At 70.1% G+C, this 21,298-nt stretch carries 20 protein-coding genes; 17 read left to right on the top strand and 3 right to left on the bottom strand.

All coding sequences use genetic code 11. The features are described 5' to 3' along the window. The first annotated feature begins 34 nt into the window (after window positions 1-34). The 8 genes from murC to lpxC all read left to right on the top strand — a co-directional run bounded on the left by murC (window position 35) and on the right by lpxC (window position 8,989). The gene (gene murC / locus M8231_RS11250) at window positions 35-1,447 is read left to right on the top strand and encodes a UDP-N-acetylmuramate--L-alanine ligase (protein ID WP_249749901.1); all 1,413 of its coding nucleotides are present in this window, start codon (window positions 35-37) and stop codon (window positions 1,445-1,447) included. Next, complete coding sequence (locus M8231_RS11245; RefSeq protein ID WP_249749902.1) at window positions 1,444-1,911, top strand: hypothetical protein; 468 nt, start codon at window positions 1,444-1,446, stop codon at window positions 1,909-1,911. The genes murC and M8231_RS11245 overlap by 4 nt, the downstream gene beginning before the upstream one ends. After that, the gene (gene murB, locus M8231_RS11240; protein WP_250201482.1) at window positions 1,904-2,821 is read left to right on the top strand and encodes a UDP-N-acetylmuramate dehydrogenase; all 918 of its coding nucleotides are present in this window, start codon (window positions 1,904-1,906) and stop codon (window positions 2,819-2,821) included. The genes M8231_RS11245 and murB overlap by 8 nt, the downstream gene beginning before the upstream one ends. A 111-nt stretch (window positions 2,822-2,932) precedes the next feature. Further along, on the top strand, window positions 2,933-3,874 hold the full coding sequence (locus tag M8231_RS11235) for a D-alanine--D-alanine ligase (RefSeq protein ID WP_249749903.1): 942 nt from the start codon (window positions 2,933-2,935) through the stop codon (window positions 3,872-3,874). Then, entirely contained in the window at window positions 3,862-4,749 is an 888-nt protein-coding gene (locus M8231_RS11230; protein ID WP_430641151.1) for a cell division protein FtsQ/DivIB, read from the top strand. The genes M8231_RS11235 and M8231_RS11230 overlap by 13 nt, the downstream gene beginning before the upstream one ends. A gap of 63 nt (window positions 4,750-4,812) precedes the next feature. Further along, window positions 4,813-6,105: a cell division protein FtsA gene (ftsA, locus tag M8231_RS11225; RefSeq protein WP_249751963.1), complete on the top strand. Its 1,293-nt coding sequence runs from the start codon at window positions 4,813-4,815 to the stop codon at window positions 6,103-6,105. 191 nt (window positions 6,106-6,296) lie between these two features. Continuing rightward, on the top strand, window positions 6,297-7,886 hold the full coding sequence (ftsZ, locus tag M8231_RS11220) for a cell division protein FtsZ (RefSeq protein WP_249749905.1): 1,590 nt from the start codon (window positions 6,297-6,299) through the stop codon (window positions 7,884-7,886). Between the two features lie 203 nt (window positions 7,887-8,089). Then, window positions 8,090-8,989: a UDP-3-O-acyl-N-acetylglucosamine deacetylase gene (gene lpxC, locus M8231_RS11215; RefSeq protein WP_249749906.1), complete on the top strand. Its 900-nt coding sequence runs from the start codon at window positions 8,090-8,092 to the stop codon at window positions 8,987-8,989. Window positions 8,990-9,036: 47 nt separating this feature from the next. Here lpxC and pgeF read toward each other — a convergent pair whose 3' ends face one another. The 3 genes from pgeF to lgt are packed head-to-tail and all read right to left on the bottom strand — an operon-like array spanning window position 9,037 to window position 11,740. Then, window positions 9,037-9,807, bottom strand: a complete 771-nt coding sequence (gene pgeF / locus M8231_RS11210; protein ID WP_249749907.1) for a peptidoglycan editing factor PgeF — start codon at window positions 9,805-9,807, stop codon at window positions 9,037-9,039. Then, complete coding sequence (locus tag M8231_RS11205) at window positions 9,804-10,877, bottom strand: class I SAM-dependent methyltransferase (RefSeq protein ID WP_249751964.1); 1,074 nt, start codon at window positions 10,875-10,877, stop codon at window positions 9,804-9,806. Before M8231_RS11205 ends, pgeF begins: the two co-directional genes overlap by 4 nt. After that, window positions 10,874-11,740, bottom strand: a complete 867-nt coding sequence (lgt, locus tag M8231_RS11200) for a prolipoprotein diacylglyceryl transferase (protein ID WP_250201481.1) — start codon at window positions 11,738-11,740, stop codon at window positions 10,874-10,876. Before lgt ends, M8231_RS11205 begins: the two co-directional genes overlap by 4 nt. Before the next feature lie 101 nt (window positions 11,741-11,841). On the opposite strand from lgt, the gene M8231_RS11195 reads away from it, so the two are divergent. From M8231_RS11195 to gmk, 9 genes are all read left to right on the top strand, one after another. Next, the gene (locus M8231_RS11195) at window positions 11,842-13,137 is read left to right on the top strand and encodes an Nramp family divalent metal transporter (RefSeq protein ID WP_250201480.1); all 1,296 of its coding nucleotides are present in this window, start codon (window positions 11,842-11,844) and stop codon (window positions 13,135-13,137) included. Window positions 13,138-13,230: 93 nt separating this feature from the next. Then, window positions 13,231-14,661: a purple acid phosphatase family protein gene (locus M8231_RS11190; protein ID WP_249749910.1), complete on the top strand. Its 1,431-nt coding sequence runs from the start codon at window positions 13,231-13,233 to the stop codon at window positions 14,659-14,661. 103 nt (window positions 14,662-14,764) lie between these two features. Beyond that, window positions 14,765-15,709, top strand: coding sequence for an ACP S-malonyltransferase (gene fabD, locus M8231_RS11185; protein WP_249749911.1), 945 nt, complete (start codon window positions 14,765-14,767; stop codon window positions 15,707-15,709). Between the two features lie 150 nt (window positions 15,710-15,859). Further along, window positions 15,860-16,600 (top strand): 3-oxoacyl-[acyl-carrier-protein] reductase, encoded by a 741-nt coding sequence (fabG, locus tag M8231_RS11180; RefSeq protein ID WP_249749912.1) that lies wholly within the window; start codon window positions 15,860-15,862, stop codon window positions 16,598-16,600. A 171-nt stretch (window positions 16,601-16,771) separates the two neighbouring features. Next, window positions 16,772-17,011 carry an acyl carrier protein gene (locus M8231_RS11175; RefSeq protein WP_249749913.1) on the top strand — a complete coding sequence of 80 codons (240 nt, stop codon included), beginning with the start codon at window positions 16,772-16,774 and terminating at the stop codon, window positions 17,009-17,011. Window positions 17,012-17,147: 136 nt separating this feature from the next. After that, window positions 17,148-18,422 (top strand): beta-ketoacyl-ACP synthase II, encoded by a 1,275-nt coding sequence (gene fabF, locus M8231_RS11170; RefSeq protein ID WP_250201479.1) that lies wholly within the window; start codon window positions 17,148-17,150, stop codon window positions 18,420-18,422. A 1-nt stretch (window position 18,423) separates the two neighbouring features. Continuing rightward, window positions 18,424-19,584 carry an endolytic transglycosylase MltG gene (gene mltG, locus M8231_RS11165; RefSeq protein WP_249749915.1) on the top strand — a complete coding sequence of 387 codons (1,161 nt, stop codon included), beginning with the start codon at window positions 18,424-18,426 and terminating at the stop codon, window positions 19,582-19,584. Between the two features lie 17 nt (window positions 19,585-19,601). Further along, the gene (locus M8231_RS11160; RefSeq protein ID WP_250202608.1) at window positions 19,602-20,468 is read left to right on the top strand and encodes a YicC/YloC family endoribonuclease; all 867 of its coding nucleotides are present in this window, start codon (window positions 19,602-19,604) and stop codon (window positions 20,466-20,468) included. Beyond that, window positions 20,458-21,099 (top strand): guanylate kinase, encoded by a 642-nt coding sequence (gene gmk, locus M8231_RS11155; RefSeq protein WP_249749916.1) that lies wholly within the window; start codon window positions 20,458-20,460, stop codon window positions 21,097-21,099. Before M8231_RS11160 ends, gmk begins: the two co-directional genes overlap by 11 nt. The last annotated feature ends 199 nt before the right edge of the window (window positions 21,100-21,298 follow it).

Below are 21,298 nucleotides of genomic sequence, written 5' to 3'. Positions count from 1 at the left end.
TCGCAGCGGGCGAGGCGGCGGCTATGAGGCGACGATGATCGCGCGCCTACGCCCCGTTCCGTTCGACCTCGGCCCCGTCCACTTCGTCGGCATAGGCGGCATCGGCATGAGCGGCATCGCCGAGATCATGCTGAAGATCGGCTATTCGGTTCAGGGCTCCGACGCCAAGGCCAGCGCCAACACCGAACGGCTGGAAAAGCTGGGCGCCAGGATCTTCATCGGCCACGACGCGGCCCATGTCGGCGAAGGCGTTTCGGCCGTGGTCTATTCCACCGCGGTGAAGGCCGACAATCCGGAGATGAAGGCCGCGCGCGCGCGCCGCATCCCCCTGGTCCGCCGGGCCGAGATGCTGGCCGAGCTGATGCGGCTGCAGTTCTCCATCGCGGTGGGGGGCACCCACGGCAAGACCACCACGACCTCGATGGTGGCGGCCCTTCTGGACGCGGCCGGCCTGGATCCCACCGTGGTCAACGGCGGCATCATCAACGCCTACGGCACCAACGCCAAGGTCGGCGACGGCGACTGGATCGTGGTCGAGGCGGACGAGTCCGACGGCAGCTTCCTGCGCCTGAAGTCGACCGTGGCGGTCGTCACCAACATCGATCCCGAGCACCTGGACCATTACGGCGACTTCGACGCGGTGCGCCGGGCCTTCTGCGACTTCGTGGAGAACATCCCCTTCTACGGCTTCGCGGCCGTGTGCCTGGATCACCCCGAGGTGCAGCGGCTGGTCGCCAGCATCGATAACCGCCGGCTGATCACCTATGGGCTGAACCCCCAGGCGATGGTGCGGGCCGAGGGGTGCCAGATGGGCCCCGACGGCGCCCGCTTCGACGTGGTGATCAGGAACGGCGAGGAGCACCGGATCGAGAAGCTGCATCTGCCGATGGCCGGCTGGCACAACGTCTCCAACGCCCTGGCCGCCATCGCCGTGGCGCGCGAACTGGACGTGTCGGACGAGGCGATCCGGACGGGCCTGGCCGGGTTCGGCGGCGTCAAGCGCCGCTTCACCACCACCGGCGTGGTGGGCGGGGTGCGCATCGTCGACGACTACGGCCACCATCCGGTCGAGATCGCCGCCGTGCTGAAGGCCGCGCGCCAGGTCGCCGAGGGGCGCGTCATCGCCGTGGTCCAGCCGCATCGCTACACCCGCCTGCGCGACCTGATGGATGATTTCTCCACCGCCTTTTCCGACGCCGACAGCGTCATCGTGGCCGATGTCTATCCGGCGGGCGAACCGCCGATCGAGGGCGTGGACAAGCACGCCCTGGTCGAGGGCGTGCGCCGCTTCGGCCACCGCAGCGTCCAGGCGCTGGAGAACGCCGCCGTCCTGCCCCGCCTGATCAAGGACGAGGCCAAGGCCGGCGACGTCGTGGTGCTGCTGGGCGCCGGCGACATCACCAGTTGGGCCTACGGCCTGCCGGCGCAGCTGGAGGGGTTGGCTTGAGTGAAGAGAGCCGGCATCTGCTCGCGGCGGTGACGCCTGACGGCGTTGCGGGCCTCGATCACGAAATCCGCTATCTCGGCGGAAACCTTCGTGAAGCCCTGGCTCACTACCGCATCCTGTTTCCCGAGTTGATCAGCTATCGGGGCGGCTTGTTCATCGAGAGCCATTTCGATCAGCAGATCGTAAACGACATCCTCGACGCATCGAGGTTCGATGCGGGCGACAATGCCGTCGCAACGGCGGAACAGTATGTCAACGCGGTCTCGTTGGCGGCGGAGGATGACCAGCAGCATTTTGATATCGCCATCGCCCGCGCGAATGCGGCCGCGATCGGCTGGGTCTGGACGAGGTGGATCCGGGAGACCTATGCGGTCGAAGTGAAGGTCGAGACGTCGATCTCCTCTGCCGAAGACTGCTGCATCTGGTTTGAAACTGGCACAAGTGACGAGAATTTTCGTGGTTGACGCCTTCCCTGCAGTTCGAGGCAAGCTGCTGCTGAACGAGCCCCTGGCGCCCTACACCTGGTTCCGTGTCGGCGGGGCGGCCGAGGCCTTGTTCATTCCGGCGGACGCCGACGACCTGGCCGAATTCCTCAAGGCGCTCGACCCCGCCGTTCCGGTGACCGTGCTGGGTGTCGGCTCCAACGTCATCGTCCGCGACGGCGGGGTCGAGGGCGTGGTGATCCGCCTGGCCGGACGGCCCTGGGCGCAGGTCACGACGGACGGCGACGCCATCACCGCCGGCGCCGGCGCGCTGGACTCCATGGTCGCCAAGGCCAGCGCAAAGGCGGGGATCGCCGGGCTGGAATTCTACGCCGGCATTCCGGGCACCATCGGCGGCGCCCTGACCATGAACGCGGGCTGCTACGGGGCGGAGACCAAGGACGTCCTGGTCTCGGCCTGGGGGCTGAATCGCGCGGGCGAGCGGGTGGACTATGCGCTGGCCGATTTTGGCTACACCTATCGCCATTCCCAGGCGCCGGCCGACATCATCTGGGTGGAGGCGACCTATCGCGGGACGGCCGATGCGACGGACGCCGTCGCCGGCCGCATCGCCGAGATCACCAGCCGCCGCGAGCAGACCCAGCCGATCCGCGAAAAGACCGGCGGCTCCACCTTCAAGAACCCGCCCGGCCATTCGTCGTGGAAGCTGGTGGACGAGGCGGGCTGGCGCGGAAAGCTGCACGCCGCGCCTTCGCCTCAGGGCGGCGGCGGCGCCAAGTTCAGCGAGCTGCATTCCAACTTCATGATCAACCCCGGAGAGGCCACCGCCGCCGACATCGAGGGGTTGGGCGAGGCCGTGCGCGCGGACGTTCTGGAAAAGACCGGCGTTCAGCTGGATTGGGAAATCCGGCGCATCGGCCGCCCCGCCTGAACGGCGCAGCGCGCATGGGGAGAAAGGGTTAGGATCGCTCGTCCGCCCGGCTTTGGTTGACGCGCTGTTAACGACCTTGGGGCCATCGCTGCGGACAGTCCGGAGCTGAAGATGAACCGCCCCCTTTCCGACCTTCACGTCGCCGTCCTGATGGGCGGAATTTCGGCGGAACGGCAGGTCTCGCTGTCCTCGGGCGAGGAATGCGCCAAGGCCCTTGAGCGGCAGGGCGCGCGGGTTAGCCGCATCGACGCGGGCCGCGACCTGGCCAATGTGCTGTCGGGCCTGATCAAGCCCGACGTGGCGCTGAACTGCCTGCACGGCGCCTGGGGCGAGGACGGCTGCGTCCAGGGCGTGCTGGAAACGCTGCGGATCCCCTACACCCACTCCGGCGTCCTGGCCTCGGCCCTGGCGATGGACAAGGACAAGTCCAAGGCCGTGCTGAAGGCCGCGGGGCTCAAGGTTCCCGGCGGGGGCCTGTTCGACCGACGCCAGGTGGCGACCCGTCACGTCATCGACCCGCCCTATGTCGTCAAGCCGAACGCGGAAGGCTCTTCCGTCGGCGTCTATCTGGTGCGCGAGGGCGCCAACGACTTCGCCAGCGAGGTCGCCGCCCCGGACTGGACCTATGGCGAGAAGGTGATGGTCGAGCCCTTCATCCCGGGCAAGGAGCTGGCCGTCACCGTTCTGGGCGAAGCCGCGGGACCGCGCGCCCTGACCGTCACCGACATCACCCCGGTCAAGGGCTTCTACGACTATGAGGCCAAGTATGCGAAGGGCGGGTCGATCCACGTCCTGCCCGCCGTCCTGCCGCCGCACGTGTTCGAGGCGGCGCTTCGCCAGGCCGAGCAGGCGCACACGGCGATGGGTTGCCGAGGCGTGTCCAGAAGCGACTTCCGTTATGACGATGTTAAGGACGATCTGGTCCTGTTGGAGGTCAACACGCAGCCCGGCATGACCCCGACCTCGCTCGCCCCCGAGCAGGCCGCCCATGTCGGAATGAGCTACGAAGACCTGGTTCGGTGGATGGTGGAGGACGCCTCATGCCCGCGGTAGTTCGCGGCGGTCGGCGACAGAGTTCGGCGCAGTCCCCCCGGCGCGCGGCAGGCTCCGCGCAGGGCCGGGGGCGCGGCGGCGCCCGCCCGGGCGGCGGGACCGTTCCCGGCAAGATGGCCGCTATCGGCCGCGTCGACCTGTCCCCCCGCGCGGTGGTGATCGCCCTGGCGGCCGGGGCCCTGGTCGTGGCCGGCGTGCTGGCCACCGGCGCGCGCGCCGAGCGGATCGGCCAGTCCGTCTCGGGCGGCGTGGATCGTCTGACGGCCGGCATGGGCTTGACCCTGAAGCGGGTGCACGTGACCGGCGCCTCGGCCGAGGCCGAGCCGGCCATCCAGCGCGCCCTGGGTCTTCACGCCGGCCAGCCCATCGTCGGCCTGGACCTGGACGTGTTGCGCCAGCGGGTGCAGTCGGTCGGCTGGGTCAAGGAGGCGCGGGTGGTGCGGCTGTTGCCCGACACCCTGATCGTCGAGGTCAAGGAGCACGACCGCCTGGCCGTCTGGCAGGTCGACGGCCAGATCAAGGTGATCGACGCGGGCGGCAAGGTGATCGAGGGGGCTGACGCGCGCCGCTATCCCGTCCTGCCGCTGGTGGTGGGGCGCGGCGCCGACGTGGCGGCCGGCGAAATCCTGCCGCTGCTGAGCCAGCGTCCGCGCCTGATGGGCCGGATCGACGCCCTGGTGCGGGTCGACGAGCGCCGCTGGGACCTGCGGCTCAAGGACGGCGGCCTGATCCAGCTGCCCGCCGTCGAACAGGAGGCGGCGCTTATCCGGCTGGACGCGCTGGACCAGCGCGAGCGGCTGCTGGACCTGGGGTTCGCCCGGGTCGATCTGAGAACGCCTGAAGCGGTCGCGGTGCGGCCGACCGGCGACGTCTGACGAAGGGACACGACCGGCATGGGCGGCAAGCAACGGATGGCGGCGAACGATCAGGGCCGGGGGATGGATCCCCGCGGCGGACGCGCGCCCGTGGTCGCCGCCCTGGACATCGGCCATTCCAAGGTCTCCTGCTTCATCATGAAGCCCGACGGCGTGCGACACGCCGACCGCACCATCCGCGTGGCGGGCGCCAGCCACGTCCAGTCCAAGGGCGTCAAGGGCGGGGCCATCATCAACATGGACGAGGCCGCGCAGGCCATCGGCCACGCCGTCGAACGCGCCGAGCGCGCCGCCCAGAGCCCGGTCTCGGGCGTCGTCGTCACCACCGCCATGGGCCAGATGGCCAGCCACCGCGTCCAGGCGCGCGTATCCCTGGGCGCCAACCCGATCGGCGACGCCGACCTGGCGCGCGCCATCGGCATGGCCCTGGCCCAGATCCGCCTGCCCAACCGCCGGCCGATCCATGTCCTGCCCATCGCCTGGTCGGTGGACGGGGCGCGCGGCGTGCACGACCCGCGCGCCATGCGCGGCGGGTCGCTGGGCCTGGACCTGCTGGTCGTGTCCATGTCCGAGAGCGTCTTCACCACCCTGAGCCACTGTCTGGAGCTGGCGCACCTGGATCTGCAGGGCGTCGCCGCCGCGCCGGTCGTCTCCTCGCTGGCCGCGCTGGAAGACGACGAGATGGACCTGGGCTGCGTCTGCATCGACATGGGCGGCGGCTCGACCAGCGCCGCCGTCTGGGGCGGCCGGTCCCTGCTGCACATCGAGAGCCTGAACGTTGGGGGCGATCACGTCACCTCCGACATCGCGCGCGGCCTGTCGACCTCCAAGGCGGGCGCCGAGCGGCTCAAGACCCTGCACGGCTCGGCCATGGCCAGCGCCAACGAGGACCGCGAGATGCTGGAAGCCCCGCCGCGCGGCGAGGACCCGTCGGCCGGCCCCGTCGTGGTGCCGCGCGCCATGCTGAAGACCGTCATCGCCCCGCGCGTGGAAGAGACGCTGGAGCTGCTGCGCGACCGGCTGAAGACCGCCGGCGTGGGCCTGGAGCCGGGCGCGGGCCTGGTCCTGACCGGGGGCGCCAGCCAGTTGAACGGCGTGCGCGAACTGGCCGTGCGCGTCTTCGACCGCCCCGTCCGCCTTGGAAAGCCCCAACGGGCGCCACATTTGGCCGACGCCGCCTCCGGCCCCGCCTTCTGCGCCACCTCCGGCGTCCTCCTCCGCGCCGCCTACGGCCCGCGCGAAGCGGTCTCGGCCCGCAAGCTCATGGCCCGCCAGATCACGGCGGCCGACGCCCCCAGGATCCACCGCGGCAATGTGGTGGGCCGCGTGGCGGGGTGGCTGAGGGATAACCTGTGATTATCGACCGGTCGGGCCGATAAATCTGCGGCAAAGCTGGAATAAGGACCTTTCCGTAGCACCGACTCACATTATCGCCGTAACCTTCTCTTAACCCTCATGGGCGCACTCCTTAACACGCTCATAACCAATGCGATTCGGCGGGGCGTTCGCATGGTTTCCGAGGGCAGGGTCGGAAGGTCGGAAAAAGAATGTCACTCTCGCTGGTCAAGCCTCAAGCCACTGAACTGAAGCCCCGGATCGTCGTGTTCGGCGTCGGCGGGGCGGGCGGCAACGCCGTAAACAACATGATCGACGCGGGCCTCGAAGGGGTCGAGTTCGTCGTCGCGAACACCGACGCCCAGCATCTGTCGTTCGCCAAGACCGACCGTCGCATCCAGCTGGGCGAGACCATCACCCAGGGGCTGGGCGCGGGCGCCCACCCCGAGGTCGGCATGAACGCCGCCGAGGAATCCGCCGACGAGATCCATCAGCATCTCGAAGGCGCGCACATGGTCTTCATCACCGCCGGCATGGGCGGCGGCACCGGCACCGGCGCCGCGCCGATCATCGCCAAGTGCGCGCGCGATCGCGGCATCCTGACCGTCGGCGTCGTGACCAAGCCCTTCACCTTCGAAGGCCGTCACCGGATGCGCCTGGCCGATGCGGGCATCGCCGAGCTGCAGCGCTACGTCGACACCCTGATCGTCATTCCGAACCAGAACCTGTTCCGCGTCGCCAACGAACGCACCACCTTCGCCGACGCCTTCGGCATGGCCGACCAGGTGCTGCACTCGGGCGTGCGCTCGATCACCGACCTGATGATCCTGCCGGGTCTGATCAACCTCGACTTCGCCGACGTCCGCGCCGTCATGTCCGAGATGGGCAAGGCGATGATGGGCACGGGCGAGGCCTCGGGCGACGACCGCGCCCTGCTGGCCGCCCAGAACGCCATCGCCAACCCGCTGCTGGACGAGACCAGCCTGAAGGGCGCCAAGGCCGTGCTGGTCAACATCACCGGCGGCCTGGACATGACCCTGCTGGAGGTCGACGAGGCCGCCAACGCCATCTCGGCCGAGGTGGACGGCGACGCCAACATCATCTTCGGCGCCGCCTTCGATCCGGCGCTGGAAGGCAAGATCCGCGTCTCGGTGGTCGCCACCGGCATGGACGAGGGCGAGGTCAAGCGCATCGAACCGATCGCGCCCGCGACCGGAACCGGTTCGCCGCTGGCGACCCATGACGCCCGTCGTTCGGCCGGCGGCCTGTACGGAACGGCCGCCCAACGTCCGGAGCCCGCCCGCGACACATGGCGCGAGCCGACCCGCGCCGAGGCGACGCGTGCGCCGGAGCCGACCGTCGCGCCCGCCGCGCCCGCTTACGAGCCTCCGGTCGCCCGTGCGCCCGAGCCCGCCCCGGCGCCCGAGCCGCGCATCGAGGTCCGCCCCGAGCCGGTGATCCGCGTGGCCGAAGAGCAGCCCCAGGCCCGCAACCTGGATCCGATCGTCGATCCGTGGGTCGAGGAGTACGAGACGACGCGCAAGCCCGCGCCGTCGCAGCCGGCCGCCCAGGCCGACCTGTACGATCGCGCCGAGCCGATGGACGACTACGACGACCGGGATCATCGCCGCAGCGGCTGGAGCCTGTTCGGCCGCAAGCGGGCGCAGGCCCCGCAGCCGACCTATGCGCCTCGTCCGACCTCCGGCGCCCGCGCGGCCGCCCAGCCGGCGCCCGAGCCCGAGGCCGGTCAGGCCGACGACGACCTGGAGATTCCCTCTTTTCTCCGACGGCTGGCGAACTAGGCCTTAGGGCGTGAACGTCTGATTTGGGAAGGGCGGCCGAAGGGCCGCCCTTTCTCGTTTTCGCAAGCCGTCGCCGCCGCGCCGTGGCCTCGGAAACAATCCGAAACCCGACTTTCATTTTCTCCTTGCGAACGCGCCGCTAGATCAGCGGTGAGGCGCAATCCGCACGCAGAGGCGGAAGCGCGCAGACAGAGAGTTTGAGCTTGCCGGTCATCAACGACCATCACGAACGCACCCTCGTCGCGCCGGCGATCATCGCCGGCGTGGGCGTGCACACGGGCCGCCGCGTGCGCCTGGCCGTGCGTCCGGCGCCGGCCGGAACGGGCGTCGTCTTCGTGCGGACCGACGTGACGGACCGCGACAACCGCATCCCTGTCTCGGGCGAGGCGGTGGTCGATGCGCGCCTGAACACCATGATCGCCAACGGCGACGACGTGCGTCTGTCCACCATCGAGCATCTGATGGCGGCCTTCTCGGCGCTGGGCGTGTCCAACGCCGTCGTCGAGGTGGACGGTCCCGAGTTGCCGATCCTGGACGGGTCGGCGCGGGATTTCGTCAACCTGCTGGATCGGGCGGGCTTCCGCCGCCAGCCGACGCCGGTGCGCTACATCGAAATCCAGGAGCCGATCCATGTGGAGGAGGGCGACAAGCACGCCGCGCTCCTGCCCTGCGACCGCTACGAGATGCGCATGGAGATCGACTTCCCGTCGGCCGCCATCGGCAACCAGGTGGTGGACTTCGTCGTCGACGAGACGACCTTCCGCACCGAGATCATGGCCGCGCGCACCTTCGGCTTCGCCCATGAGGTGGAGGCGCTGCGCCAGGCCGGCCTGGCGCGCGGCGGCTCGCTGGAGAACGCCGTGGTCATCGACGGCGACGACATCCTGAACCCCGGCGGCCTGCGCATGGAACGCGAGTTCGTGCGGCACAAGGCGCTGGACGCCATCGGCGACCTGTATGTGCTGGGCGCGCCGATCCTGGGCCGCTACGAGGGCTATAAGGCCGGTCACGCCCTGAACAACAAGCTGGTCCGCGCCCTGCTGGCCGCGCCGCACGCTTGGCGCGAGGTCGCCCGCGTGCCGGAGATGGCGGAAGCAGGCTGACAATCGTTCCGCTCATCTCGGCGTTCGCCGGGATGAGCGGTTTAAACTCAAACCCGGATCACAGAGATCAACCGGCCGAAGTCCGCTTCGCCGCGCTGGAAGGCGCGGCGGTTGGAATAGAAGCGGTCCTCGTCCGCGCAGGTGTCGTGCCCGGTCCAGACGGCCTGGCGGACGCCGGCCTGCTGCAGCCGCCACAGCACGAAGCCGGGCAGGTCGAACTGGCGCTTGTCGGCCGTCGCCCCGGGGCGGAAGAAGCGGTCGCTGCCGGGATCATGGTGGGTGAAGCGCGCCTGGAAGTCCTCGCCGACCTCGTAGCTGTCCTGGGCGATGCAGGGGCCGACGACGGCCAGCATCCGACGCGGCTCGGCGCCCAGCGCCTCCATCGCCGCGACGGCCGAATGGACGACCCCGCCCAGCGCGCCCTTCCAGCCGGCATGGACGGCGGCGACGATGCGCGTCTCCGGATCGGCCAGCAGCACCGGCGCGCAGTCTGCGGTCAGCACCGAACACAGCACGCCCGGCTCGGCCGTGACCACGGCGTCCCCCTCGGGCCGGTCGCCCCGCCACGGCCCCTCGGCCACGCGCGCGACGGCGGAATGGATCTGATAGCAGCCGTTCAGGTGATCCAGGTCCGCGCCCATCGCCTCGGCCACGCGGCGGCGATTCTCGGTCACGGCGGCCGGGTCGTCCTTGGAGCCGACGCCGGTGTTCAGCCCTTCGTAGAGGCCCGTCGAGGTTCCGCCCGCGCGGGTGAAGAAGCCGTGGGCGATCCCGGCGGCGCTCAGCAGCGGGTGCGTGACGGGTTCCACCAGGCTCATGCGTCCCACCCCGGCACGACCAGCGAACGGGGCGAGAAGATCGCGGCGGCCTTGAACAGGGTTCCCATCTGGTCCTCGGCGGTCAGGCGGTTCAGCTGGCGCTCGATCACCGGCGCGGCGTCGGGCCGTCCCCGTTTCAAGGCTTCGGCGCGGTGTTCGATCCCCAGTCGCCTGAGGAATTCGCCCTGGCCCAGGCATCCGGTCACGTCGGCCCCGGCGCGGACGGCCGCTTCCAGCACGGTGGGGAAGTCGGCCCACTGGGTCAGATCGGCCTGGCCGGGCGCGTCCAGCGGATCGACCTTGGCGTGGCGGCGCAGGGCTTGAAGCGTGTCGCCCGCCTCGGGCCGGGCGCGGCCATAGTCGATCAGCAGGGCGGCGCCGGACGCCGCGCGCACCAAGGCCCCCAGGTCCCGGCCGAAGGCGGCCTGCTGCTCGGAAATCTCGACCACGCCGCCGGGCGCGACCTCGAACGCCGGACGAATGAAGCCGCCCGTGACGGCCGACAGGCCGAACACCAGGTCGTTGTCGTCGGTGACGCCGACGCGCCGCTCGAACCAGCCGTCGTCGGTTCTCATGAACTGGCGCGCCGGCAGACAGTCCAGGACCTCGTTGGCGATCAGGATCACGGGCGCGTCGGTCTCGACCTGGGTCAGGTCGCGCACCCAGCGCGGGGCGACGTCGGCGCCCGCCAGCGCCCGCGCCTGCAGATCGCGCAACGGCCCGCTGGGCTCGATCAGGATCAGGTCGACCGCCTCCAGGAAGCCGGGCGCCAGGCGGGCGGCGCGCAGCACGTCGCTCATCAGCGCGCCGTCGCCGGGCCCGACCTCGACCAGTCGCAGCCGCTCGGGCGCGCCCAGGCGATTCCAGGTCTCCACCGCCCACAGGCCGATCAGTTCGCCGAACATCTGGCTGACCAGGGGGGCGGTGATGAAGTCGCCGCCTTCCCCCAGCGCCGGCCGGGTCGCGTAATAGCCGTCCTGCGGGTCGTGCAGGCAGCGCGTCACATAGTCGGCCACCGTCATCGGCCCGGTCAGGGCGATCTCGCGCGCCAGCCTGGCCTTCAGGCTCATGCGACGACGGGCGGGCGGCTCCGGGCCCGCCAGATCAGCCACAGGCCGACCAGGATCATCGGGATCGACAGCATCATCCCCATGGTCAGGCCCAGCGGGAAGTCCGGCATGCCGTAATCCGGCTCGCGCACATTCTCCAGCAGGGCGCGGCAGACGCCATAGCCGACCAGGAACAGGCCGGTGACATAGCCCGGCTTCATCAGCAGGCGACCCTTCCAGACGGCGAGCGACAGCAGGCCGAACAGGACGATCCCCTCCAGGCCCGCCTCATAGAGCTGGCTGGGATGGCGCGGCGCGTCGCCGGCCGGGCAGAAGCCGTACATCGATTGGATGCGGTCGTTGCAGAAGCGGATGGCCCAGGGAACCGTCGTCTCGCGGCCCCACAGCTCGCCGTTGATGAAGTTGGCCAGCCGGCCGAAGCCCAGGCCGATGGGCACCACTGGGGCCACTAGGTCGCCGATCCGCAGCATGTCGATCTTCTGCGCGCGCGAGAACAGCACGATGGCCAGGGCCACGCCCAGGAAGCCGCCGTGGAAGCTCATGCCCCCCGTCCACAGCTGGAACAGCTCGAACCGTTCGCCCAGCGTGTCGCCGGTGAACAGCTGGGCGTACATGACCGGCTTGTAGAACAGCGCGTAGCCCAGCCGCCCGCCCAGGATGATGCCCAGCACGATCCACAGCACCAGGTCGTCCAGCTGCGCCGGGGTCATCGGCGGACGGCCGCCCCACAGCCGGTCGGTCTTGACCAGACGGGTGGCGTACCACCACCCCAGGACGATGCCCGCCACATAGGCCAGGGCGTACCAGCGGATCGGCAACGGCCCCAGATGGATCAGGACCGGATCGAATTCGGGAAAGGGCAAGGCGGTTCCTCGAAGGGTTCAACGACGCCGCTTTAGCAAGCGCGGCCGCCTTCGTCGCGTGCGAAGGTGACGTCCTCGGGGCGGACGGCTAGGCTGGCGTCATGTCGCGCCCCGAGAACGAGCCCCAGGCTCCCGCCGCCCGCTGGTCCCTGATCGGACCGGGCATCGTCGTCGCCGCCACCGGCGTCGGGGCGGGGGACCTGGTCGCCACCCTGATCGCGGGCTCCCGCTTCGGCTACGCCCTGCTGTGGGCGGCGGTCGCCGGCACGGTCATCAAGATCGCCCTGGCCGAGGGGGTGGGGCGCTGGACCCTGGCCAGCGGGCGGACCATCTTCGACGGCTGGTCCTCGCTGGGCGGCGGCTGGTTCGGGGGGCGGCTGAACTGGGCGGGCCTCTATTTCGGCCTCTATGTCGTCGTCTGGGGCTTCGTTTACGGCGCGGCCGCGATGACGGCGGCCGCCCTGCCGCTGGCCGCCCTGTTCGGCGGTGATCTGAAGGCCTGGGGCGTGGCCAGCGGGGTGGCGGGCCTGGGCCTGGTGTGGATGGGCGGTTACGGCCTGTTCGAAAAGGTGATGACCGCCCTGGTCGGCGTCATGTTCGTCACCGTGGTCGGCCTGGCCGTCATCGTGGCGCCCGACCTGCCGGCGCTGGCGACCGGCCTGTGGCCCCGCCTGCCTGAAGGGTCCGTCTTCTACACCCTGGGCCTGATCGGCGGGGTCGGGGGCACCATCACCATGGCCGCCTACGGCTATTGGGCCAACGCCAAGGGCTGGCGCGGTCCGGGCTGGATGCGGGTCATGCGGCTGGACAACGGCGTGGCCTATGTCGTCACCGGCGTCTTCGTCATCGCCATGATGATCGTCGGGGCCGAACTGCTCCATTCCGCCGGCATCGCGCTCAGCAGCGGCGACCGGGGGCTGCTGGACCTGGATCAGGTCCTGCGCGACCGCTTCGGTCGGCCGATCTCCATCCTGTTCCTGGTCGGCTTCTGGGCCGCCACCTTCTCCAGCCTGATAGGCGTGTGGCAGGGCGTCAGCCTGATGTTCGCCGACTTCTACGGCCATGTCGCGGGCCGCTCGCGCGGGCTGGAGCACGGAATCCAAGGGGACGGCCCCGTGGAAAGGACCTGGCCGTTCCGCGCCTACGCCCTGTGGCTGACCTTCCCGCCGATCGTCCTGCTGTTCATGGACCGGCCCTTCGGCCTGATCGTCGCCTATGGGGTGCTGGGCAGCCTGTTCATGCCCTTCCTGGCGGGGACGCTGATCTGGCTGCTGAACAGCGACAGAACGCCGCGCGCGTGGCGCAACGGCTGGCTGTCGAATCTGCTTCTGGGCGCGGCGGCGCTGCTGTTCGCGGCGCTGGCTGGCAACGAACTGGTCGGCCTGATCCGCCCCTGAACGGTCAGGACGTGGAGGCAGCGTCACAATGGCCTCTACGAACCGTCACCGTTCCCCGCTAGGCAGCGTTCGATCGACCTCGGGGGAAGCAGCATGAAGACCTTCGTCGCGGCCTTGATGGGCGCCGTCGCACTGTCGGCCGGTCCGGCCCTGGCCCAGGTGACGGCGCCGCCGGACCCCGATCCCGCGCCGCCGCCGGCCCATGCGCCGAACGGACGCTGGGCGGCCAGGGGCTGGGCCGACCGCATCGTGCTGAGCCCCGCCGCCGACGCCGCGCGCGGCGCGGCCGTGGCCTGGCGCACCGATGTCCGCCAGACCTCGGCCGAGGCCCAGATCGCCGAGGAGATCGACGGCCCGCTGCTGGGCTTTTTCGCCCGCACCGTCGCCGGGACGACCGCCCCGATCCAGAACGAGAACGGCCAGGCGCTGTATCACCAGGTCCGCTTCGAGGATCTGCAGCCCGCCACACGCTACGTCTATCGCGTCCGCGCCGCCGACGGCTGGAGCGAATGGCTGCCGTTTCGCACGGCCGCGGCGGACTTCGCGCCGTTCCGCTTCATCTATCTGGGCGACACCCAGAACGACATCCTGGAAATCGGCTCGCGGGTGATCCGCTCGGCGCTGAAGGAGGCGGGACCGGCCGCCCTGGTCGTCCACGCCGGCGACCTGGTGGCCCAGCGCGAGACAAAGGTCCACGACGACGAATGGGGCGAATGGACCGAGGCCGGCGGCCGCGCCTTCGCCATGACGCCGCAGCTGCCGGCGCCGGGCAATCACGAATACGTCGACCACATCCTGCCGGACGGCACGGAGTCGCGCCTGTTGGGGCCGCACTGGCCGCTGCAGTTCGCCCTGCCGGCCAATGGCGCGCCGGGCGCCGAGCAGACCAGTTATTTCGTCGACTATCAGGGCGTGCGGTTCATCGTGCTGGACGGCACCGCCGCCATCGACCTGGGCGCCTCCGAGAGCCAGACCCGCTGGCTGGACCAGACGCTGGCCTCCAGCCCCGCGCGCTGGAACGTGGCCCTGTTCCACCAGCCGATCTACACCTGCGCCCGGCCCGAGGACACCGAGGAGTTGAAGACGGCCTGGAAGCCGATCTTCGACGCGCGCCGCATCGACCTGGTGCTGCAGGGGCACGACCACTGCTACGGTCGGGTCTCCGACCCGGCCGGCGCCGAGGCCTCGCGCGCCAACAGCGACGCCGGGCGGCCGCAGGGGCCGGTCTATGTCGTCTCGGTCACGGGCTCGAAGATGTACGGTCTGAACGACCGCGCGGATGCGCAGCCGGTCCGCGCCGCCGAGAACACCGAGCTGTACCAGCTGGTCGATGTCGAGGCGGATCGCCTGAATTTCCGCGCCTTCACCGCCACGGGGCGGCTGTATGACGCCTTCACCCTGGTCAAGGGCGAGGACGGTCTGAACCGGCTGATTGAGACGGAGGAGACCCTGCTGGCTGCCCGTCGTTGCGACGGCGAGGCCGGACCAGACGACCGTCCCTGCACGGCCGAGATCAAGGACTGATCGGGGGCGTGTTTTCGGCCTGTTTTCGGTCTGGCTTGCCGTAGGGGAGGCTTTCGCCTACCCCTCCCGGCTCGATTCCAGGACGATGACGGACGAAACGCCCATGACGCTCGCGCTTCTTTTCCCCGGACAGGGCAGCCAGGCCGTCGGCATGGGCGCGCCGCTGGCCGACGCCTTCCAGTCCGCCCGCGACGTCTTCGCCGAGGTCGACGAGGCCCTGGGCCAGAAGCTGTCGGTCCTGATGCGCGAGGGGCCGGAGGACCAGCTGACCCTGACCGAGAACGCCCAGCCGGCCCTGATGGCCGTGTCCCTGGCCGTGATCCGGGTGCTGAAGGCCGAGTTCGGCGTGGACGTGGCCCAGGCGGCCTTCGTCGCCGGGCATTCGCTGGGCGAATATTCGGCCCTGGCGGCGGCGGGCGCGCTGAGCGTGCCGGACACCGCGCGCCTGCTGAAGCTGCGCGGCCAGGCCATGCAGCGCGCCGTCCCGGTGGGCAGGGGGGCGATGGCCTCGCTGATCGGACCCAGGACCGACCTGGCCCTGGCCGAGGCCGCCGCCGCGGCGGGCGCCGAGGTCGGCGTCTGCGTCGTCGCCAATGACAACAACGCCGGCAACATCGTCATCTCGGGCGACAAGGCGGCGGTGGACCGCGCCATCGAAAAGGCCAAGGAACTGGGCGCGCGGGCGATCCCGCTGAACGTCTCGGCGCCGTTCCACTGTCCGCTGATGCAGCCGGCCGCCGACGAGATGGCCCAGGCCCTGGCCTCGGCCGCCATCCTGGCGCCGGCCGTGCCGGTGGTGGCCAATGTCACCGCCCGCCCGGAGACCGACCCGGAGACCCTCCGCCGCCTGCTGGTTGAACAGGTCACCGGCCGGGTGCGCTGGCGCGAGAGCATGGAATGGATGGCGGGTGAGGGCGGCGTGACGCGCTTCGTCGAGGTCGGCTCGGGCAAGGTGCTGACCGGCATGGCCAAGCGGATCGCGCCGGAGGCCGAAAGCCTGCCGCTGAACACGCCGGAAGACCTGGAAGCGTTCGCGAAGGGCCTCTGATCGCCCGATCGCCGTCATCCTCGGGCTTGACCCGAGGATCGGACCATCCGCACTTCGGCGTTAGAGAGCGAGCGCCATCATCGACATCGGCGCCGCACGGCGCCTGATCCTCGGGTCAAGCCCGAGGATGACGGAACAGGAGAGACACGGATGTTCAATCTCGCAGGCAAGACTGCGCTGGTGACGGGCGCGACGGGCGGCATCGGCGGGGCGATCGCGCGGGCGCTGCACGCCCAGGGCGCGACCGTGGTGCTGTCGGGCACGCGTGAGGCGGTGCTGGCGGACCTGGCCAGGGAACTGGGCGAGCGGGCGCATTTCGCCACGGCCAACCTGTCGGACGGCGAGTCGGTCGACAATCTGGTCAATGCGGCGGAAACGGCGGCGGGCGCGCCGCTGGACATCCTGGTGGCCAATGCGGGCGTCACCAAGGACGGCCTGCTGATGCGGATGAAGGACGAGGACTTCGAGCACGTGCTCAAGGTCAATCTGGAAAGCTATTTCCGCCTGACCCGCGCGGCGGTGAAGGGCATGATGAAGCGCCGCGCCGGCCGCATCATCGGCGTGACCTCGGTGGTCGGCGTGACCGGCAACCCCGGCCAGACCAACTATTCGGCGTCCAAGGCCGGCATGATCGGCTTTTCCAAGTCGCTGGCCCAGGAGGTCGGCTCGCGCGGGATCACCGTCAACTGCATCGCGCCGGGCTTCATCGCCAGCCCCATGACGGACGTGCTGAACGAGCAGCAGCGCGAGACCATCCTGGCCCGGATCCCCGCCGGTCGCCTGGGTTCGGGCGACGAGATCGCCGCCGCCGCCGTCTATCTGTGTTCGGACGAGGCCGCCTATGTCACGGGCCAGACCTTGCACGTCAACGGCGGCATGGCGATGATCTGACCGCGATCACGACACGCAACAGACTATTTCCCGCCCCGACGGCTGTGCTAAAGGGCGGTATGCATTGGCGGTTCGATCCCTTTGGGCTTGCGTCGCCGGCGCTGCCGTGAGACGGCGATTTTTGATGAGACCCCGCCTCTACGGCGCATTTAAACAGGCAGAGAGACACTCATGTCCGACACCCTCGAGCGCGTTCGCAAGATCGTCATCGACCACCTGGACGCCGATCCGGACAAGGTCACGGAAAAGGCCAGCTTCATCGACGACCTGGGCGCCGACTCGCTCGACAACGTCGAGCTGGTGATGGCCTTCGAAGAAGAATTCGACATCGAAATCCCCGACGACGCCGCCGAACACATCCAGACGGTCGGCGACGCCGTGAAGTACATCGACGAAAAGTCGGCCGGCTGATTTCAGCCGCCGATCGGCGATAGTCAGGGCCGCCCGGCGCTCCTAGCGGAGACGCCCGGCGGCCTTTACTGTTTCTGACCCGCGAATCCGGCTTCGGGATTCGCGATGAAGCGATAAGAGCGAAGGAGCGAACGCCATGCGCCGCGTCGTGGTGACAGGAATCGGCCTGCTGACCCCCCTGGGCTGGGGCGTCGAAAAGAGCTGGAAGGGCATCGTCGAGGGGCGTTCGGGCATCGGTCCGATCACCGCCTTCGACACCGAGGGCTACGCCTGCACCATCGCCGGGGAGGTGCCCAGCGTGGACGGCCGCGGCGGCGGCGGCGAGGGCGACTTCGACCCCGACCAGATCATGTCGGCCAAGGACAGGAAGCGCGTCGACGACTTCATCCTATACGCCATCGCGGCGGCCGACGAGGCCCTGCACGACGCGAACTGGAAACCCGAGACCAACGAGGCGCGCGAGCGCACGGGCGTCATGGTCGGCGCCGGCATCGGCGGCCTGGGCCCCATCGCCGACACCGCCATCATCCTGAAGGAGCAGGGTCCGCGCCGCGTCAGCCCCTTCTTCATTCCCAGCGCCCTGATCAACCTGGCCGGCGGCCAGATCTCGATCCGCCACGGCCTGAAGGGGCCCAACCACGCGGTCGTCACCGCCTGCGCCACCGGCGCCCACGCCATCGGCGACGCGGCGCGGATGATCGCCCTGGACGACGCCGACGTCATGGTGTGCGGCGGGGCGGAAAGCTCCATCGTGCCCATTGGCATCGCGGGCTTTCTGGCCTGCAAGGCCCTGTGCACCGCCTATAACGACACGCCCGAGACGGCCTCGCGCCCCTACGACCGGGGCCACGCCGGCTTCGTCATGGGCGAGGGCGCGGGAATCTTCGTGCTGGAGGAATACGAGCACGCCAAGGCGCGCGGCGCGACCATCTACGCCGAGGTCGTCGGCTATGGCATGAGCGGCGACGCCTATCACATCACCGCCCCGTCCGAGGACGGCGAGGGCGGCGAGCGGGCCATGAAGGCGGCGCTGAAGCGCGCCGGGCTGCAACCCTCCGACCTCGACTACGTCAACGCCCACGGCACCTCGACGATGGCCGACTGGATCGAGCTGAAGGCCATCGAGCGGCTGGTCGGCGACCACGCCAAGGATCTGGCCGTCTCCTCGACCAAGTCGATGACCGGCCACCTGCTGGGCGCGGCCGGCGCCATCGAGGCGGCCTTCTGCGTCCTGGCCATCCGCGACCAGATCGCCCCGCCGACCATCAACCTGGACGACCCGGAGCACGAGACGGCGATCGACCTGGTCCCGCACAAGGGCAAGCCGATGAAGATCGACGTGGCCATGTCCAACAGCTTCGGCTTCGGCGGCACCAACGCCTCGGTGATCTTCAAGAAGGTCGTGGACTGAGATGTTCGGGCGCGGACGGGTCGAGAAGCGATCGGGCCTGACCGTCGCCCTGCTGACGGGCTCGGCGACCTTCGCCCTGTTCCTCATCGTGGCCCTGGCGGCGATCTGGGCGGTCTATTACGCGCCCGGCCCCGCCGCGCGGCAGGGCGATTCGACCGTCGTGACCCTGCCCAGCGGGTCCAGCGTCTCGGCCATCGCGGCCCAGATGAAGGCGGCGGGCGTCATCCGGTCGCCGGACCTTTTCAAGGCGGCGGCGTCGCTGACCGGGGCGGATCGGCGGCTTCGCGCGGGCGAGTACGACGTGCCGTCTGGAACCTCGCTGGCCGGGGTCTTGAAGCTGATGGTCGAGGGGCGGGTGGTGCGCCACTTCGTGACCCTGCCCGAAGGCTGGTCCTCGGCCCAGGCGGTGGACATCCTGATGCGCCAGCCGGTCCTGGTCGGATCGGTGGAGGAGACGCCCGAAGAGGGGACCCTGTGGCCCGAGACCTATGAGGTCACCCGCGGCGAAAGCCGTCAGTCGGTGATCGAGCGGATGCAGGTCGCCGCCCGCGACAACCTGCGCGTCCTGTGGGCGCAGCGCGCGCCCGGGACCATCGCGCGCAATCCGGAGGAGGCGCTGATCCTGGCCTCGATCGTCGAGAAGGAAACCGGCGTCGCCGCCGAGCGCCCGCGCGTCGCCGCCGTCTTCACCAACCGGCTGCGCCAGGGGATGCGGCTGGAGAGCGACCCGACCATCGTCTATGGCCTGACCAAGGGCCGGCCCCTGGGGCGCGGCATCCGCCGTTCGGAACTGACCCAGGCCACGCCCTGGAACACCTATCTGATCGACGGCCTGCCGCCGACGCCGATCGCCAATCCGGGCCGCGAGGCCCTGCGCGCGGTGCTGAACCCGCCGGCCGACCCGGCCCTGTTCTTCGTCGCCGACGGCACGGGCGGCCACGCCTTCGCCAACACCTACGAGGAGCACCTGCGCAACGTCGCCCGCTGGCGCCAGATCGAACGCCAGAAGGCCGGCCTGCCGCCCGAGGCGCCGGCTCCGGCCGCGCCGGGGATGTCGACGGCGCCCATGACCGATCCCGCCGGCCAGCCCGCCGCTGCGGCCCCGCCGGGCCAGGCGACGCTGACCCTGCCGGCCGGCGCCAGCCAGGGGCCGAACCGGTGAGCGGACAGATTTCGGGCATGACCGGCTTCGGCCGCGCCGATGGCGCAGCGGACGGCTGGACCTGGTCGGTCGAGGCCCGCTCGGTCAACGGCCGCAATCTGGAGGTCCGCTATCGCGGCCCCAACGGCTTCGACGAACTGGAGCGGCTGGCCAAGACGTCCGCCCAGGCCCGGTTCGCGCGCGGCCAGGTGACGCTGGGCCTGCAGGCGCGCCGCGCCCAGGCCGCCGATGTCGCCGTGGTCGTCAACGAGCCCCTGCTGGCGCGCTATCTCTCGCTCGCCAATCAGCTGGCGGAGGACGGGGCCACGCCGCCGTCGGCCGACGGCATGCTGGCGCTGCGGGGCGTCATCGAGGCCCCGGAGGAAGAGGACGACGCCGAGACGCGCGCCGCCGTCCAGGCCGAAATGGCGAAAACCTTGGAGGCGGCGCTGGACGCCCTGAAGGCCTCTCGTCAGCGCGAGGGGGCGCAGCTGGCGCCGCTGCTGCAGGATTTCGTCGCCCGGATCGAGACCCTGGTCGGTCAGGCCGAGGCCGAGGCCCAGGGCCAGGTCGAGGCCATCCGCGAGCGCTTCACCCGTCGCATCGCCGAACTGGCGCCCGACGCGCCGGGCCTTGAGGACCGCATCTTCCTGGAAGCCGCCGCCCTGGCGGCCAAGGCCGACGTGCGCGAGGAGCTGGATCGACTGACCGCCCATGTCGCCTCGGCCCGCCAACTGCTGGGCCAGCCGCCGGCGGGGCGCAAGCTGGACTTCCTGATGCAGGAATTCATGCGCGAGGCGAACACCCTGTGCTCGAAATCCGCTACCACCGCCCTGACCGGAATCGGCCTGGAGCTGAAGGCGGTGATCGAGCAGTTGCGTGAACAGGTCCAGAATGTCGAATGAACACACCCCCCGCCGCGGCGTCCTGCTGATCGTCGCCAGCCCCTCGGGCGCGGGCAAGACCAGCCTGTGCCGCCGGCTGATGGCCGACCACAGGGCGCTGGAGCTGTCGGTGTCCATGACCACGCGCGACATCCGGCCCGGAGAGGTGCACGGCCGCGACTACAACTTCGTCAGCCACGAGGAATTCCAGCGGCTGATCGACGCCGACGCCTTCCTGGAATGGGCCGACGTGCACGGCAACCGCTACGGCAGCCCGCGCGCGCCGGTCGACCGCGCCCTGGCCGAGGGGCGCGACGTGCTGTTCGATATCGACTGGCAGGGCGCGCGCGACGTGGCCGAGAAATGCCCGGAGGACGCCGTGCGCGTCTTCATCCTTCCGCCCAGCCTGGCCGAGCTGCGTCGCCGCCTGGTCACCCGCTCACAGGACGCAGAGGACGTGATCGAACGCCGCGTGGCCAACGCCAAGGGCGAGATCGAGCACTGCGGCGAGTTCGACTATGTGCTGGTGAACGAGGACTTCGACCGGTCCTACGCCGAGCTGGCGCACATCTATCACGCCGAGCGGTCGAGGCGTTTCCGCAACCTGTGGGTCCGCCAGTATCAGGACGCCCTGCTGCGCGAGGTGGTCTGAAGGCGACGCCGCGGGGGGTGCGGCGCCGCCTCGGTACTCTACTCTACGCTACGCTACTCACGGGTCCGGTTTCGCGTCTCGCCGCTTCCAGCGGGTAAACAGCCGACTAAGGGAGACCCCCTAGATCGCCGTTCCTTGGCCGGCGATTCATAAGCCGTTCGCGAAACTGACCTAAGGGTAGGGCGAACGGGGTGGGTTA

Origin of the sequence: Brevundimonas albigilva (assembly GCF_023573565.1) — a bacterium.
Lineage (GTDB): Bacteria > Pseudomonadota > Alphaproteobacteria > Caulobacterales > Caulobacteraceae > Brevundimonas > Brevundimonas albigilva.
Note: the sequence above shows the minus strand (reverse complement) of the source record. Positions and strands in the feature narration are given on the sequence as shown.

Excerpts from the sequence above, each read along its gene's own strand:
- murC (WP_249749901.1), top strand. The coding sequence starts at position 35 with ATGATCGCGCGCCTACGCCCCGTTCCGTTCGACCTCGGCCCCGTCCAC.
- M8231_RS11235 (WP_249749903.1), top strand. The coding sequence starts at position 2,933 with ATGAACCGCCCCCTTTCCGACCTTCACGTCGCCGTCCTGATGGGCGGA.
- M8231_RS11230 (WP_430641151.1), top strand. The coding sequence starts at position 3,862 with ATGCCCGCGGTAGTTCGCGGCGGTCGGCGACAGAGTTCGGCGCAGTCC.
- ftsA (WP_249751963.1), top strand. The coding sequence starts at position 4,813 with ATGGATCCCCGCGGCGGACGCGCGCCCGTGGTCGCCGCCCTGGACATC.
- ftsZ (WP_249749905.1), top strand. The coding sequence starts at position 6,297 with ATGTCACTCTCGCTGGTCAAGCCTCAAGCCACTGAACTGAAGCCCCGG.
- pgeF (WP_249749907.1), bottom strand. The coding sequence starts at position 9,807 with ATGAGCCTGGTGGAACCCGTCACGCACCCGCTGCTGAGCGCCGCCGGG.
- M8231_RS11205 (WP_249751964.1), bottom strand. The coding sequence starts at position 10,877 with ATGAGCCTGAAGGCCAGGCTGGCGCGCGAGATCGCCCTGACCGGGCCG.
- M8231_RS11195 (WP_250201480.1), top strand. The coding sequence starts at position 11,842 with ATGTCGCGCCCCGAGAACGAGCCCCAGGCTCCCGCCGCCCGCTGGTCC.
- M8231_RS11190 (WP_249749910.1), top strand. The coding sequence starts at position 13,231 with ATGAAGACCTTCGTCGCGGCCTTGATGGGCGCCGTCGCACTGTCGGCC.
- fabD (WP_249749911.1), top strand. The coding sequence starts at position 14,765 with ATGACGCTCGCGCTTCTTTTCCCCGGACAGGGCAGCCAGGCCGTCGGC.
- fabG (WP_249749912.1), top strand. The coding sequence starts at position 15,860 with ATGTTCAATCTCGCAGGCAAGACTGCGCTGGTGACGGGCGCGACGGGC.
- M8231_RS11175 (WP_249749913.1), top strand. The coding sequence starts at position 16,772 with ATGTCCGACACCCTCGAGCGCGTTCGCAAGATCGTCATCGACCACCTG.
- fabF (WP_250201479.1), top strand. The coding sequence starts at position 17,148 with ATGCGCCGCGTCGTGGTGACAGGAATCGGCCTGCTGACCCCCCTGGGC.
- mltG (WP_249749915.1), top strand. The coding sequence starts at position 18,424 with ATGTTCGGGCGCGGACGGGTCGAGAAGCGATCGGGCCTGACCGTCGCC.
- M8231_RS11160 (WP_250202608.1), top strand. The coding sequence starts at position 19,602 with ATGACCGGCTTCGGCCGCGCCGATGGCGCAGCGGACGGCTGGACCTGG.
- gmk (WP_249749916.1), top strand. The coding sequence starts at position 20,458 with ATGTCGAATGAACACACCCCCCGCCGCGGCGTCCTGCTGATCGTCGCC.